Below are 15,267 nucleotides of genomic sequence, written 5' to 3' on the forward strand. Positions count from 1 at the left end.
CTGCATGAGCGACCACGGCGAAAAACGTCACCACGGCGCTCCGGCAGGCGAAGCGCCCCGCTGGCTCGACAATCCACGCAACGTGAAGAAGATCATCTATATGCTCTTCGCCGTCTGCGCCGCGCTGTTCGCTGCCGATGCCTTCTATCACAAGCATCCGTATTTCGAGGCCGAATCCTGGTTCGGGTTTTATGCCGTCTACGGCTTCGTGATGTGCGTCGGGCTGGTGCTCGCCGCCAAGGGCATGCGGGTCTTCCTGATGCGGGACGAGGATTACTATGACCGCGATCGCTGATCTCCTCCTCCCGATGAATCCCGGCATCCTTCTGGCACTGGGCGGCCTGCTCGTTCCGTTCCTCGGGGCCAGGCTGTCGCGAGTCTATGTGATCGCCCTGCCGGTGGTGCTGCTCGCTTATGTCTTCGCACTGCCCGACGGTTCCCACGCGGCTGTGGATTTCCTCGGTTATGAGCTCGAATTGCTGAGGATCGACAACCTGTCCCGCATCTTCGTGACGATCTTCATGATCGCGGCCGTCCTCGGAAATCTGTATGCGTGGCACGAAGCCGATCCGGTGCAGCTCACGGCTGCGCAGGTCTATGCCGGCAGCGCCGTCGCCGCCGCATTGGCAGGCGACCTGATCTCGCTCTTCGTGTTCTGGGAACTGACCGCTATCTCCTCGGTGTTCCTGATCTGGGCCAGCGGAACCGAGAGCGCCTTCCGGTCCGGCATACGTTACCTGATCATTCAGGTCAGCTCCGGCGTCCTGCTGCTTGCAGGCCTTGTCGTGCATTTGAACGCAACGGGCTCGCTCGCTTTCGAACAGCTCGGTCTCGATGCGCCCGGCGCGCCTCTGATCTTGCTGGCCTTCGGCATCAAGTGCGCCTTTCCGCTGCTGCACAACTGGCTGCAGGACGCTTACGCGCAGGCCACTGTGGTCGGCACCGTCGTCCTTTCCGCCTTCACCACCAAGCTTGCGGTCTATGCCCTCGCGCGCGGTTTTGCCGGAACCGAGATGTTGATCTGGATCGGCGCGGTGATGGCGGTATTTCCGGTATTCTATGCGGCAATTGAAAACGACTTGAGGCGTGTTCTTGCTTATACCCTCAACAGCCAGCTCGGAATGATGGTTGTCGGTGTCGGTATCGGCACCGAACTCGCGCTGAATGGAACGGCGGCGCATGCATTTGCCAGCGTGATCTACAAGGGCTTGCTCTTCATGGCCATGGGCGCTGTCCTGTTCCGCACCGGCACCTGCAGAGGCTCGGACCTCGGAGGTCTCTTCAGAAGCATGCCCCTGACTATGGCCTTCTGTGTCGTCGGCGCTGCATCGGTTTCCGCATTTCCGCTGTTCTCGGGCTTTGTCTCGAAATCGCTGATCGTGTCCGCGAGCGGCAAGGAAGGTTACTGGCTCGTATGGTGTGCGCTGCTCCTGGCGTCCCTTGGCGCGTTCCATCAATCCGTTTTCAGAATCTGCTATTCGGTGTTCTTTTCCCGCGACCGCGGCATGCGCCCAAAGGAAGCGCCGACGAACATGCTGCTTGCGATGGGCGCCGCTGCGATTCTGTGCGTTGGCATCGGCGTCTGGCCGCAGCCGCTCTACGCCCTGCTGCCCTACGATGTCGACTATGCCCCCTACACGGCGTCTCACGTCATCACGCAGCTGCAACTACTGGCATTCGCGGCGCTGGCCTTCACCGTGCTGATTCTCTGCCGCGTCTATCCCCCGGAGCTGAAATCGAGCAATCTCGATTTCGACTGGGTCTACAGACGGCTTCTGCCACGCAGCCTGATTGCGGTCGGCCGCGGGATCGACACCGCCTACAAGCACGCAACGGGCGATGCCAAGACCGTCATCCGGTCCGCGATTTCCCTTTCGGCCAGCATTTTTGCGCCCGGGGGCCTCTACGGACGGACATTCGGGGTCGGGAATGCGGTTGCGATCATCGCCTTCCTTCTGCTTGTCGCCCTTATGGTGAGCTACTCGGCCGTATAATGACTGCTTTGGAATATGGTAACGAGCAGCATGCCGACCTATCTGGAACGGGTCGGGAAAAGATGATAAGTCGATCCTTCCGGGTTTCCTCCTGTTAGAGAAAGGTTCATCGCTATGGACATGAGCGGCGAGTATCTCGTCCCGGCGCCCCGGCAGAAGGTCTGGGAGGCGCTGAACGATCCCGAGATCCTCAAACAGTGCATTCCCGGATGCGAGGAAGTGAACCGCACCGCGGACAATGCGTTCGACGCCAAAGTTTCGGCGAAGGTCGGCCCGGTCAAGGCGAAATTCACCGGAGCGGTGACGCTGTCCGATATCGATCCGCCGAACGGCTACACGATCAGCGGCGAAGGCAAGGGCGGCGCCGCGGGATTCGCGAAAGGCGGCGCCAAGGTCGCGCTTTCCGATGCCGATGGCGGAACCCTGCTCAAATACGACGTCAACGCTCAGGTCGGTGGCAAGCTGGCGCAGATCGGCGCGCGGCTGATCGACTCGACGGCAAAGAAAATGGCGAACGATTTCTTCAAGACCTTCAGCGAGGTCGTCGGAGAAGGCGGTGAAGCGCCGGCCGCGGAAGCGCCGGCGCCGGTTGCGGCAGAACAAGGAAAGGACACAGCGATGAGCAAAGACGGCGTTCCGGCCGAGAACGAATATCACGGCCTGCATTGGACCGCGATCCTGACGACCGGCGTGGCGATCGCCAGCCTGGTCTGGTTCTCCATGATGGCGCTCAGCTTCTGATCCGTTGAAAAACTCCGGCCCGAGGCGGCCGGCACGAGACGGCGCGGGACACTTGTTCCGCGCCGTTTTTCTTTGTTCCGGGATCCCCACGGTCACGAATTCACGGCGCCATCTAACCGTCGCTTGACCTCGACCTCGATTGGCTGTGAGACTGAGCGCCAAGGTCGGAAGGAGCGAACTTTTCGGCATATTCAGGATCTTGGGATTCTGGGGCGCCCACTCTAGCAGCGCCCTGGGGAGATTGCAGGGAGAGAAGATATGACCACCGTGTCCATGACGGTGAACGGGAAAGCTGTCAGCGGCGACGTCGAACCGCGCACACTTCTTGTTCAATTCATCCGCGAACAGCTCCGCCTGACCGGTACCCATGTCGGCTGCGACACCAGCCAGTGCGGCGCCTGCGTGGTGCATGTTGACGGCAATTCGGTGAAAAGCTGCACCATGCTTGCCGTGCAGGCCGAGGGTGCACAGGTAACCACCATCGAAGGTCTCGCCGACGGCGAAAAGCTCCATCCGATGCAGGAAGCCTTCCGCGACAACCACGGTCTGCAGTGCGGCTTCTGCACTCCGGGCATGGTGATGAGCGCGGTGGACCTGCTGCAGAAGAACCCGAAACCGAGCGAGCACGAGATCCGCGACTGGCTCGAGGGCAACATCTGCCGTTGTACGGGCTACCACAATATCGTCAAGGCGGTGCAACAGGCAGCAGGCGTCTGAATATCTGAACAACAGCGGGCCAACCGCTTTGGGAATTGGGAGGATAGAATGCCGGACGGAACCACGGGTACGGGGATAGGCGCCGCGGTCAAGCGCGTCGAGGATTTCCGCTTTCTGACAGGCAAGGGCAACTACACGGACGATCTCAATCGCCCGGGACAAAGCTATGCCTACATTCTGCGCAGCCCGCATGCGCATGCCAAGATCAAGTCGATCGACACTGCCGCCGCCAAAGCCGCCAAGGGCGTGCTTGCGGTCTTTACCGGCGAGGATATGCAGGTCGGCTCCCTGCCCTGCGGCTGGCAGGTCCATTCCAAGGACGGCACGCCGATGCACGAGCCGGGGCACCCGCCGCTCGCACAGGGCAAGGTCCGTTATGTCGGCGATCAGGTCGCCGTGGTGATCGCGGATACCTATGCCCAGGCAAAGGACGCGGCCGAGCAGATCAATGTCGATTACGAGGTCCTGCAATCCGCAACGACAATGGACGCGGCCCTCGCGGACAAGTCCCTCGTGCATGACGAGATCGGCACCAATCTCTGCTTCGACTGGGAAATCGGCGACGAGTCCGAGGTCGATGCCGCGATCGCGTCGGCCGCCCATGTCACGAAGATCGATCTGGTGAACAACCGCCTGGTTCCGAACGCGATGGAACCGCGCGCCGCCGTCGGCGAGTTCGATCCGGCCACGGGCGAGTATACGCTCTACACGACGAGCCAGAACCCGCATGTCATCCGCCTGCTGATGGGCGCTTTCGTGCTTTCGATTCCGGAACACAAACTGCGGGTTGTCGCACCGGATGTCGGTGGCGGCTTCGGCTCGAAGATCTATCACTATGCCGAAGAGGCGATCGTAACCTGGGCGGCCCCGAAAGTCGGACGGCCGATCAAATGGGTCGCGGAGCGCGCGGAGAGCTTTGTCTCCGATGCCCATGGCCGCGACCATATCAGCCACGCAGAGCTGGCGCTCGACAAGGACGGAAAGTTCCTCGCCCTGAAGGTACAGACAAAGGCGAATATGGGAGCCTATCTCTCCACGTTCGCGCCCTGCGTACCAACCTATCTGCACGCGACGCTGCTCGCCGGCACCTACACCACGCCGGTGATCCACGCCAACGTCAAGGCGGTCTTCACCAACACCGTGCCGGTCGACGCTTATCGCGGCGCCGGACGCCCCGAGGCGACCTATCTGATCGAGCGCATCGTCGACCAGGCGGCACGCGAGACCGGGATCGACAAGGTGGAGATCCGTCGACGGAACTTCATTCCGGCCGACGCCTTCCCCTACCAGACGCCGGTAGCGCTGCAATATGACAGCGGCGACTACGAGGCCACGCTCGCCTCCGCGACAAAGATTGCGGATGTCGACGGTTTCGCCGCCCGCAAGGCGGAGGCCGCCGGCCGCGGCAAGCTCCGCGGCATGGGCTTCTCGACATATCTGGAAGCCTGCGGCATCGCCCCCTCCGCCGTTGTCGGCTCGCTCGGCGCCCGAGCCGGGCTCTACGAGTCCGCCGAGGTCCGGGTTCATCCGACCGGTTCCGTCACCGTCTTCACCGGGACGCACAGCCACGGCCAGGGGCACGAGACGACTTTCGCCCAGTTGGTCTCCGACCGGCTCGGCCTGCCGATGGAAAATATCGAGATCAGCCATGGCGACACCAACAAGGTGCAATTCGGCATGGGCACCTACGGCTCGCGCTCGCTCGCGGTCGGCGGCGAGGCCCTGATCAGGGCGGTCGACAAGATCATCGACAAGGCCAAGAAGATCGCGGCTCATGTGCTCGAGGCCTCGGCTGAGGATATCGAGTTCAAGGACGGCAACTTCACCGTGGCCGGCACCGACCGCTCGATGGCGTTCGGCGAAGTGGCGCTGACAGCCTATGTCCCGCACAATTTCCCGCACGACGAACTGGAACCGGGACTGGACGAAAAGGCCTTCTACGACCCGGCCAACTTCACCTATCCCGGCGGCTGCCATATCTGCGAGGTCGAGATCGATCCGGATACCGGCATTGTCGAGGTGGTGAACTTCACCGCGGTCGACGATATCGGGCGGGTCATCAACCCCATGATCGTCGAGGGCCAGGTGCATGGCGGGGTCGCTCAGGGCATCGGCCAGGCGCTGCTGGAACAGGCGGTCTATGACGAGAACGGCCAGCTCATGACCGGCTCCTTCATGGATTACACCATGCCCCGGGCCGACGACCTGCCCTCGTTCAATGTCGCGACGCAGAGCACGCTCTGCGCTCATAACACGCTCGGTGTTAAAGGCGTCGGAGAGGTCGGGGCCATCGGCTCGCCGCCGGCGGTGATAAACGCCGTTATCGACGCGCTCTGGGACAAGGGCGTGCGCGATATGAGCATGCCGGCCACGCCGGAGAAGATCTGGACCGCCTTGCAGGCGGCCGAGTAAGCGAAAGCCAGGAAGGAACCCTGACGATGTATGAGTTCGAGCATCACAAACCGGCCAGCGTCGCCGATGCGGTCAGCGCCCTGAAAGGCGCCGATGATGGCAAGCTGCTCGCCGGCGGTCAGACCATGATCCCGACCCTGAAGCAGCGACTGGCAAGCCCGTCGGACCTGATCGACCTTTCCGGTGTCGACGAACTGAAGGGCATCAGCGCCGGCGGCGGCACGGTCACCATCGGCGCGATGACCAAGCATGCCGAAGTGGCCGCCTCCGCCAAGGTCAAGTCCACGATCCCCGCGCTGGCCGAGCTTGCCGACAATATCGGCGATGCGCAGGTCCGCAATATGGGAACGATCGGTGGATCGATCGCGAACAACGATCCGGCGGCGGACTATCCTGCAGCCTGTCTCGCCCTCGGTGCGACCATCCATACCAGCAAGCGCGAAATCGCCGCGGACGACTTTTTCACCGGTATGTTCGAGACCGCACTGGAGGAGGACGAGATCATCACCAGGGTCTCCTTTCCTGTTCCGGGCAAGGCCGCCTACGAGAAATTCCCCAACCCGGCCTCGCGCTATGCTCTGGTCGGCGTCTTCGTTGCCCAGACTGGCAGCGGTGCGCGTGTCGCCGTCACCGGCGCAGGCCAGGACGGTGTCTTCCGGGTGCCGGAGATGGAAAGCGCGCTGGGCGGAAATTTCTCGGCGGACGCAATCGCCGGAATAAAGGTCTCCGAGAACGATCTCAACGCCGACATTCATGCCGGTGCAGCTTATCGCGCGCACCTGATTACGGTAATGGCGAAGCGGGCTGTCGCGAAAGCCGGCTGACGGATAGCGCAATACCTACACGAGAACCCCGGGCTTCCATCGCCCGGGGTTATTCTTTGCCGGCTATTTCTCCGCGAAGCGGCTCTTGCGCTCGTTGTAGCTTGAAATCGCGCCTGCGATCTGATCGACGAGATCCCCCGTGCTCTCGGAGGGAAAGAACGCCTCCAGGATGGCCCGGGAGAGCGGCTTCAAGAGCTCGACGTCGTCCGGCGCGGCCTCGGCCGGATCGGCGGCTATACGTCGCGCCAGCTTGTGAAGCGATCTGCAAAGCTGCGAGATTCCTTCGTACCGCGTACCTTGCAGACGCTGGACCGCCTCGCCGCTCATCCTTGCAAGCCGCTCGATATGTTCGACCGTTTCCTCGTTGAATTCGCTGATTCCGAATTTCGGAAGCACGAGATCGACCAGGAATGAAATCTGGAAGCCGATCCGGCGCAGCTTCTCTTCCTTGATCTGCAGGTTCGTTTCGGCAATCTGCTCTTTCAGGGATACCGAGTCGACCTTTACGCCTTCCTGCCGCATCCGGAGCGTGTTCGGCGGCTCAAAGACCGGGATGCTGCTTTTCCGGCTCGGATCCCTCCGGCGCTCGGGGCCGACATAATCGCTTGTCGCGATAAAGGGTTTGCGGTCCGTGATCATTTTTTGGATACGGTCGAGAAGTTGGCCCGTCGAATAGGGCGCGACGATCAGATCATCGACTCCGCTGTTGATCGCATCGCGCACATTCGCCGGGTCGTTTGCCCAGGTCGTCATAATGACCACGGAAAACGGATTCTCTCCGAGATCGCCATTGCGGATCTCCCGGACCGTCTCGATTGCCGCTCCCTCGTCGAGCTGATGATCGGCCACGATGAGATCGGAAATTCCGCTCTGCACCCAGCGGCGAAGCTCTTCATCAGAGCGGATCCATTCGGTCCCTTGGTATCCGAGTGCCATGAGCTCCGAGCGTACCGGCAGGAGAACCTGCCGGTTCAAGCCACAAAGAGCGATACGGATCTGCGACAGATCCGCTTTAGAAGCCTCTTTGTTCATAGACCCGCCAATCGTATCCCGGACCGGTGCAGCAATCGCACCAGAAAACATAAGATTCCGTCAAATGGCCAGAATCCAGTTCGCTTTCAATGTCATCCGCCTACGATATGGTGCCATTTCGTCACACTATGCGCTTAAACAGCCAAGAAATTCACCGATAAGAGTAATCTGATGATCAAGCATGTGCCGTCCGTACTGGATCTTGCAGCCCTTCTCCAACGCGACGTCGAGCAGCTTTGTCCGCTCGGGAATCATGATGATCTCCGCAATCAGCAGATCGGACCTCAAGAGGCCACCGTCGATCGGCAGCGGATCGCCGTCATGCAGCCCGGACGAAGTGGTGTTGATCACGATATCGCAACCGTCAGGGTCCGCGTCTCCGACCGATACGGGAACCGCCGGATAAGCTGACGCGACCGCAGCGGCCAGCTCTTCGGCCTTGGAGCGCGTCCGGTTATGGATCACCAGCCTGGAGACACCCGCATCAGCGAGCGCGAAGGCGATTGCGCGTCCCGCCCCGCCGGCGCCGAGCTGGAGCACGGCGCGGCCGGTAACCTCATGGCCTTCCGCCCGCATCCCCGCAACGAAGCCGGCGCCGTCGAAATTGTCCCCGATCATGCGTCGCCCGGCGTCGAACTTGACGGCATTCACGGCGCCGACGAGGCGCCCCTGCCGGCCGACTTCATCGCAGAGTTCCATCAGCCGGAGCTTGTGCGGAACGGTCACCGCCATGCCGCCGAAGTTCAACTGCGCCTTCAGACCCGCGATCGCGGTCTCAAGCCGGTCCGGTGCGACATGCACCGGAACCATCACGGCATCAATGCCGCGCGCCTCGAAAATCGGATTGAAGACCATGGGCGCCCGCACGTGATCGATCGGATCGGCGATGCATCCGAAGACGCGCGTTTTCCCGGTGATGTCGAGCGTGGCTCCCATCGGATCAGAATTTCACCTGGTCGCCGCCCTTGAGCGCGAGCATCTCACGGGCCTCCGTCGGTGTGGCCACCTCAAGCGAGAGATCCTCGACGATGCGCTTGATCTTCGCCACCTGGTCGGCATTGCTCTCGGCAAGCTTTCCTTTCGAGATGAACAGGCTGTCCTCGAGGCCGACCCGAACGTTTCCGCCCAGCATCGCTGCCATGGTGCAGAAATTCATCTGGTGACGTCCGGCCGCCAGAACCGACCATTCGTAATCGTCGCCGAACAGCTTGTTGGCGATGCGGCGCATATGCATGAGATTTTCTTCGTCCGCGCCGATTCCGCCCAGAATGCCGAAGATCGTCTGCACGAAGAACGGCGGCTTCACCAATCCGCGGTCGGCGAAATGCGCCAGCGTGTAGAGATGGCCGACATCGTAGCATTCGAACTCGAAGCGTACGCCATGGCCCTCGCCGAGCTCCTTCAGGATGTACTCGATGTCCTTGAAAGTGTTGCGGAAGATGAAATCCCGGGAATTCTCGAGGAACTGCGGCTCCCACGGATGCTGAAAGTCCTTCATCTTGTCGAGGATCGGAAACAGGCCGAAATTCATCGAGCCCATGTTGAGCGAGGTCATTTCCGGGCTGGCGCGGAACGCGGCCGCGAGGCGCTCCTCCAGGCTCATGCCATGACCGCCGCCGGTCGTGATGTTCACGACCGCGTCGCAGGACTGTTTGATACGCGGCAGGAACTGCATGAACATGTCCGGATCCGGCGTCGGGCTGCCATCCTCAGGATTGCGCGCGTGCAGGTGCAGGATGGAGGCGCCGGCTTCCGCGGCCGCGATCGCGTCTTTCGCGATCTCGTCCGGCGTGATCGGCAGATGCGGGCTCATCGTCGGCGTATGGATCGACCCCGTCACCGCACAGGTAATGATCACTTTCTTGCTTGCCGCGGCCATCGCTTCCTCCAAAATTTTTTCAAGCCGTTGAACTGGTTGCAGGCTACTCCGGGCACCGGCGGTTTGAAAGTCCCGGTTCGGAACGAGAGATTATTTTCCGCAGCGCCGACGGAATTTCCGGCCCCCGCCGTTTGTACCGATAACCCGATCGAATGGAACGGGTTCACGCAACAAGGGATCTATTCAGATGAAGAAGGTTTTTGCCGCCGCACTGCTCGGAACGGTCCTCGCGATGCCGGCCCTTGCCGACAGTCACGGCATGCGGGGCGGCCCGCGTGCCGCCGAACACAAGGCCATGATGCTTGAGCGCTTCAGGAACGCAGACGCGAATGGCGACCAGAAGCTGACCAGGGCCGAGATGTATCAGGCCCGCGGCAAGCGCGCGTCGGAGATCGATGCCAACAACGACGGAACCATCGACGCCTCAGAGATGGATGCGGCCCGCAGGGAACAGCGCCTGAAGCGCATCGAACGGTTCCTCTCACGGCTCGATACCGACGGCGACGGCATCGTGACGACCGAGGAATATGCCCGCGCCGGCGCGCATCGCATGCAACGCATGGACAGCGACCGGGACGGTGTCGTCAGTCTCGAGGAAGTCACCGAAATGCGCGGTCCACACGGGAGCAAACATGGCCGCTCTTGCGACAACCGGAGTTACCGGCACTAATAGCCGCGTGATCCAGCGGATACCGGAAGCGCGCATGGCGGAGTCGGACAATGACCTGCTGGGCCTGGTCGCCAATGGCGACCAGGCGGCCTTTGACAGGCTCGTGACCCGTCATCGCGGCGCGGTATGCGCGTTCGCCTATCGTATCCTCGGCAACCGCAGCGACGGCGAAGAGGTCGTGCAGGAATGCTTTGCCCGGGTCTGGAGCCATGCGCCCCGCTGGAACCCGGCCGGCAGCGCGAAATCGTGGATCTACCGGATCGCGCACAATCTCGCCGTCGACCGGCTGAGAGCCCGGCGCCCGAGCGTGGACATCGAGACCCGGGAATTCGAGGACGGCAATCCGACCCCGGAGCAGGCCTTGGCGGAGAAACGGGCCGCAACGGGCCTGCGTGATGCCGTTGCGCTTCTGCCGGAACGCCAGAGGATCGCGATCTCGCTCTTCCATCTCAAGGACATGACGGCCGACGAGGTGGCGAATAGCATGGAGATCAGCGTCGATGCCCTCGAGTCCCTGTTGCGGCGTGCGCGCGCGAAACTGAAAGAAATTGTCCTGCGGAGACAGTACGGCGCAAACGCCAGCGCGGTAGCGGGAGAACGCAGATGAGAGAGATAAGCGAAAAACGTTTCAGGGAACTGGCGGATGCCTTTGGCTCCGACCTCGCGAAATGGCCCGCGTCGGAACGAGATGCGGCGCGCTCCCTGCTCTCTGAGCGCCCGGACCTTGAATCGGTTCTGGCCGAATGGGCTGCTCTGGATGCCGCCCTTGCCGACTTCCTCAGCGAGACCGAACTTCCTCCCCGCCCGATCGCAGAACCGGGCGGTACCTTCGGTCTTCGCGGGCTCTTTGAAGCGCTCTGGCCCTTCGGCAGCCTGTGGCAGCCGGCGGCCGGTCTCGTCGCGGCGAGTGCGGCCGGCTTCATCGTCGGCATCAGCCTGACAGACCTGCCGGCGGATACGGCAACCGTTTACGACGATCAATTGACGGTTCTAGAGAGCGCGCTCGGCGTGGAGACACTGGAGATCAACCAATGACCTGGACCCGGACCCGCACTCTGGCTTTGCTGCTATTCCTGTCCCTCGCCCTCAACCTGTTCGTCGCCGGCATGGTCGTCGGCCGATGGGACCGCTGGGACGGTTTCAAGGGACATGGAGGCCCGCGGCACGGCAAGTCGATATCAAGGGTGATCGAATACGCCCTTGGCGACAGCCTGACGCCGGCGCTCCGCGACCGGCTGGAGCAGCACGACGATGCCATGCGGGAAAATTTCGAGGAGACGCGGGAAAGCAGGCGCGCGATCCGCGACGTGCTTGTCCGCGAGCCGTTCGACAAGAGCGCCTATCTCGAGGCACTGGACCGGATGAACGCGGTTCACGACCTGATGCGGGCGGAAACGCATTCCTTCATGATCGAAATCATGGATCAGCTGACGCCCGAACAGCGCCGCAAGCTCGTCGAGAAGCTCGATCGCAGACGGAAACACGACTGAGCCCCCGAGGCTGCGCTCAATCGGTCATCGGACAACGTTCCGCCTTACTCGCAACGCCTCAAGGACGATAGCCTCGGCCTGATCGGCCGGACGGAACCAGTTGAACAGCCAGAGCGGCACCTGCCGAGTGTCCCGTTCCAGTTCCCGCAACAACCACCTGCGCATGCGCATCCCCGCCTCCTCTGAGGTTCGACGATTGCGGGCGGCATCGCAAAGGATGCCGCGCCATTCGCCTAGACGCGAGAGGGAACGGTATGTGAAATCAGCCGGCTTTTTCCAACGCGGCAGCACGGATCGCGGAGAGCGTGGTCTTAGGCGTGATCGCTTCCGGATCGATCTTCACCTCGATCAGGGTGGGCTTGTCCGCCGCGAGCGCGCGCTCGAACGCGGGCGCGAAATCCGACGTTTCGAGCACGGTCTCGCCAAGCGCACCATAAGCGCGCGCCAGGGCCGCGAAATCCGGATTCTGCAGCTCCGTATGTTTCACCCGCCCCGGGAACTCGCGTTCCTGGTGCATGCGAATGGTGCCGTACATGCCGTTATTGATCACGACGATGATAAGCTTGGCACCATGTTGCATCGCGGTCGCCAGTTCCTGGCCATGCATCATGAAACAGCCGTCTCCGTTCATCGAGACGACGACCCGTTCCGGGTGCACCAGCGCCGCCGCAACCGCTGCCGGCAGGCCGTAGCCCATGGACCCGCTGGTCGGCGCGAGCTGGGTACGGAAACCGCGGTACTGGTAGAAACGGTGCATCCAGGTGGCGTAGTTCCCGGCACCGTTTGCGATGATCGCGTCGTCCGGCAATATCTTGTTGAGCCAGGCGGCGATTTCTCCCATCTGCACGGATCCCGGAACCTTGAGCGGCTCCAGCGTCGCCAGGTAGTCGGCGTGGCCCCGGGCAATATCCTTCTTCCGCTGGGTGCCGTCGACCGGCTCCATCGCGTCAAGCGCAGCCGCGAAGGCACGCGGCGATGCGTTGATCAGCAGATCACCCTGATAAACCCTGCCGAGTTCCTCGGCACTACCGTGGATGTGGACAAGTCCCTGTTTCGGACGGGGGATGTCGAACATCGTGTAGCCGCCCGTGGTCATCTCCCCCAGCCTGGTGCCGAGGGCGATCACCATGTCGCTCTCCTTGATTCTGGTCGCGAGCGACGGATCGATACCGATGCCGACATGGCCTACATAATTCGGGTGCCGGTTGTCGAAATAGTCCTGACAGCGGAAGGACGCGCCGACCGGAATGCCGTTGGCGACCGCGAACTGTTCGATCTTTTCGCAGGCCTCCCGGTCCCAGCCGCCGCCGCCGACGATCATCATCGGGCGTTCGGCTCTCTCCAGCATGGCGCGGAAATCAGCCATCTGCTGAGGTCCCGGATGCGGCTCGACCGCGATATAAGGTGCGATCTGCGCAGCCTCGGCATAGTCCGTCAGCATGTCTTCCGGCAGTGCTAGGACAACCGGCCCCGGCCGTCCGGAGACCGCGGTGTGGAAGGCCCGGCTGATATATTCCGGGATGCGCGCGGCGTCGTCGATCTGCGCCACCCATTTCGCCATCTGCCCGAACATGCGGCGGTAGTCGATCTCCTGGAATGCCTCGCGCTCGACCATCCAGCGCGCAACCTGACCGACCAGCAGAACCATCGGGGTCGAATCCTGGAAAGCGACATGCACGCCGGCGCTGGCATTGGTCGCGCCCGGCCCGCGGGTCACCATGCAAACGCCCGGACGCCCCGTGAGCTTGCCGTAAGCGTCCGCCATCATCGCGGCGCCGCCTTCCTGGCGGCACATCACGGTGCGGATCCCGTTGGTCTCCTGCAGGCCGTCGATCACCGCGAGATAGCTCTCGCCCGGCACGCCGAAGACAAGATCCACCCCCTCGGTCACCAGTGCATCGACAAGAATATGGCCGCCGAGGCGACCGGCACCGGAACCGTTACTTGAGGGAGAGGAGCTCATCTACATAACTCTTATAGCGTTGGGATTTGGGTTTGCGGCGGTCCGCCTCGTTCAGATAGCGGATCGAACTCTTGCCTTTCAATTCCTTGGGCAGGAGGAGAACGCGGATGAAACGCGTACACTCGTCGGTACAGGCGCTGGCCCAGACGGCCTCGCCACCCGGCTCGAACCAAGCATCGCCCGGATGGTAGTCCTGCGACTTCGTGTCTGTCGAGAGCGTCAGCTTGCCGTTTCGCATGCAGCGGATGCCGGGGCCGATATGGGTGTGCGGCACGGCCGTTCCTCCTGTCGGGAACAGCACGCTGTCGCAGCGGATCAGCCAGTCTTCCAGCTTTTCAACGCTGGGGACATCGTTGCTTACCACGAGTTCGCTGCGAATACCTTCGCCGAGATCCAGCTCGGGATTGACTTTCGCATCGCCGACTTCCCAGCGCCAGAGCTCACCGCCTTCGGTGCCGGCCCGCAAAGCATAACCGGTCCGCATGTAGCGGGCTTCGTCAGGCTGCAGAACACTGCCGCCCTCGAACGCCAGATCGCCTCCATTGCAATACAAAATCCGGAACGCGTCAGGCAGGTTCTTCGAAACGGCATGCGGAGAAAAAACGTCTTTGACGAGACGCAAAACATTGGTGGATGTCGCCATCAAACCATTAGGCAGGATCTTCGCCTGCCTCCCTTGATCGTCCCGCTTCACGCGGGTTGAAGTTCCAGTACTACCTCACCCGCAGCGCATCCGAGGTCAAGGATCGCTTTGCGATCAGTTTCTTTCGAATCCGAGACGAACAATCGTTCCAGGAAGAATCCGTCAGCTTTCGAACACAAGCTGGAACCGGTCCGCGGCATAGCGAGCAAAGCCGTACTCGATCGGGTTCCCGTCCGGTGTGACATTGATCGACTCAACAACCAGCACCGGCCGGCTGCGCGGCTGCTGCAGGAGATCCGCATCGGCCGCATCCGGCATCCGGGCCGTCACGCGCGTGACATGCCGGGTATATTCGCCGTGCCCGAGCCGGGTCAGAACCTTGGTGATCGAGTCCAGTTCCTTATGCAGTTCCGCGAATCCTGGCACGCGGAGCGATGGGAAATAGTGGCTGCCTACGGATATGGGCCTGCCATCCACTTCCCCGACGCGATCAAGCCGAGTAAGCTTGCTGCCTCTCGCAAGGCCGAGCTGATTGAGGATCACGGGATCCCCATCCTCTTCGCGCAGCAACAGTGTCCGGCCGCCGGGCGTGCGCTTCTGGCGCAGCACATTGTCGGAGAAGCGCGTCTTTTTCGCGACGAGATAGTCCAGCACATGCTCCTGCACGAAGCTTCCGCGCCCCTGCTCGACCCGGATGACACCGTCTTCCGCCAGTTCGGAGACAGCGCGGCGCAATGTGTGCCGGTTGACGCCATATAACTGGGAGAGTTCGGCTTCGGTCGGCAGCTTGCTGCCGGGTGCATAGCGTCCGGAGCGGATTGCGTCGGAAATATCGGTTGCGATCTGCCGCCATAGGGCCTGTCCGCTGTTCCGTTCGATCAAGGCAATCCCCCCGACATTCA

General features: G+C 62.1%; 16 protein-coding genes. 10 read left to right on the forward strand and 6 right to left on the reverse strand.

Annotation, left to right across the window (positions count from 1 at the left end):
• The first annotated feature begins 4 nt into the window (after positions 1-4).
• The 6 genes from ACOOE1_RS04255 (at position 5) to ACOOE1_RS04280 (ending at position 6,688) form a co-directional block, all read left to right on the forward strand.
• Positions 5-295: a hypothetical protein gene (locus tag ACOOE1_RS04255; protein WP_420405095.1), complete on the forward strand. Its 291-nt coding sequence runs from the start codon at positions 5-7 to the stop codon at positions 293-295.
• Entirely contained in the window at positions 279-1,994 is a 1,716-nt protein-coding gene (locus ACOOE1_RS04260; RefSeq protein WP_420405096.1) for a Na(+)/H(+) antiporter subunit D, read from the forward strand. Before ACOOE1_RS04255 ends, ACOOE1_RS04260 begins: the two co-directional genes overlap by 17 nt.
• Positions 1,995-2,108: 114 nt before the next feature.
• Entirely contained in the window at positions 2,109-2,735 is a 627-nt protein-coding gene (locus ACOOE1_RS04265) for an SRPBCC family protein (RefSeq protein ID WP_420405097.1), read from the forward strand.
• Positions 2,736-2,993: 258 nt separating this feature from the next.
• A complete protein-coding gene (locus tag ACOOE1_RS04270; protein ID WP_420405098.1) occupies positions 2,994-3,452 on the forward strand; it encodes a (2Fe-2S)-binding protein in 459 nt (152 codons plus the stop codon).
• A gap of 48 nt (positions 3,453-3,500) precedes the next feature.
• Positions 3,501-5,864, forward strand: coding sequence for a xanthine dehydrogenase family protein molybdopterin-binding subunit (locus ACOOE1_RS04275; RefSeq protein WP_420405099.1), 2,364 nt, complete (start codon positions 3,501-3,503; stop codon positions 5,862-5,864).
• Between the two features lie 26 nt (positions 5,865-5,890).
• Positions 5,891-6,688, forward strand: coding sequence for an FAD binding domain-containing protein (locus ACOOE1_RS04280; RefSeq protein ID WP_420405100.1), 798 nt, complete (start codon positions 5,891-5,893; stop codon positions 6,686-6,688).
• Between the two features lie 63 nt (positions 6,689-6,751).
• Here the strand turns inward: ACOOE1_RS04280 and ACOOE1_RS04285 are convergent, their stop codons facing one another.
• The 3 genes from ACOOE1_RS04285 to ACOOE1_RS04295 form a co-directional block, all read right to left on the reverse strand.
• Positions 6,752-7,624: a response regulator gene (locus ACOOE1_RS04285; protein ID WP_420405101.1), complete on the reverse strand. Its 873-nt coding sequence runs from the start codon at positions 7,622-7,624 to the stop codon at positions 6,752-6,754.
• A 222-nt stretch (positions 7,625-7,846) separates the two neighbouring features.
• The gene (locus ACOOE1_RS04290; RefSeq protein WP_420405102.1) at positions 7,847-8,656 is read right to left on the reverse strand and encodes a shikimate dehydrogenase family protein; all 810 of its coding nucleotides are present in this window, start codon (positions 8,654-8,656) and stop codon (positions 7,847-7,849) included.
• A gap of 4 nt (positions 8,657-8,660) precedes the next feature.
• Entirely contained in the window at positions 8,661-9,599 is a 939-nt protein-coding gene (locus ACOOE1_RS04295) for a 3-keto-5-aminohexanoate cleavage protein (RefSeq protein ID WP_420405103.1), read from the reverse strand.
• 187 nt (positions 9,600-9,786) lie between these two features.
• Here ACOOE1_RS04295 and ACOOE1_RS04300 point away from each other — a divergent pair, with 187 nt between their 5' ends.
• Genes ACOOE1_RS04300 through ACOOE1_RS04315 form a run of 4 tightly spaced genes read left to right on the forward strand, consistent with a single transcriptional unit; the run spans position 9,787 to position 11,759 of the window.
• Positions 9,787-10,269 (forward strand): EF-hand domain-containing protein, encoded by a 483-nt coding sequence (locus ACOOE1_RS04300; protein ID WP_420405104.1) that lies wholly within the window; start codon positions 9,787-9,789, stop codon positions 10,267-10,269.
• 34 nt (positions 10,270-10,303) lie between these two features.
• Positions 10,304-10,876: a sigma-70 family RNA polymerase sigma factor gene (locus tag ACOOE1_RS04305; RefSeq protein WP_420405105.1), complete on the forward strand. Its 573-nt coding sequence runs from the start codon at positions 10,304-10,306 to the stop codon at positions 10,874-10,876.
• The gene (locus tag ACOOE1_RS04310; RefSeq protein ID WP_420405106.1) at positions 10,873-11,304 is read left to right on the forward strand and encodes a hypothetical protein; all 432 of its coding nucleotides are present in this window, start codon (positions 10,873-10,875) and stop codon (positions 11,302-11,304) included. Before ACOOE1_RS04305 ends, ACOOE1_RS04310 begins: the two co-directional genes overlap by 4 nt.
• A complete protein-coding gene (locus ACOOE1_RS04315; protein ID WP_420405107.1) occupies positions 11,301-11,759 on the forward strand; it encodes a periplasmic heavy metal sensor in 459 nt (152 codons plus the stop codon). Before ACOOE1_RS04310 ends, ACOOE1_RS04315 begins: the two co-directional genes overlap by 4 nt.
• Positions 11,760-12,021: 262 nt before the next feature.
• Here the strand turns inward: ACOOE1_RS04315 and ACOOE1_RS04320 are convergent, their stop codons facing one another.
• The 3 genes from ACOOE1_RS04320 to phnF form a co-directional block, all read right to left on the reverse strand.
• A complete protein-coding gene (locus tag ACOOE1_RS04320) occupies positions 12,022-13,722 on the reverse strand; it encodes a thiamine pyrophosphate-binding protein (RefSeq protein ID WP_420405108.1) in 1,701 nt (566 codons plus the stop codon).
• A complete protein-coding gene (locus ACOOE1_RS04325; RefSeq protein WP_420405109.1) occupies positions 13,700-14,416 on the reverse strand; it encodes a cupin domain-containing protein in 717 nt (238 codons plus the stop codon). The genes ACOOE1_RS04320 and ACOOE1_RS04325 overlap by 23 nt, the downstream gene beginning before the upstream one ends.
• Before the next feature lie 111 nt (positions 14,417-14,527).
• Positions 14,528-15,247 carry a phosphonate metabolism transcriptional regulator PhnF gene (gene phnF / locus ACOOE1_RS04330; RefSeq protein WP_420405110.1) on the reverse strand — a complete coding sequence of 240 codons (720 nt, stop codon included), beginning with the start codon at positions 15,245-15,247 and terminating at the stop codon, positions 14,528-14,530.
• Positions 15,248-15,267 lie beyond the last annotated feature (20 nt).

The sequence above is a fragment of the Nisaea sp. genome, from assembly GCF_965216895.1.
Classification (GTDB): Bacteria; Pseudomonadota; Alphaproteobacteria; order Thalassobaculales; family Thalassobaculaceae; genus Nisaea.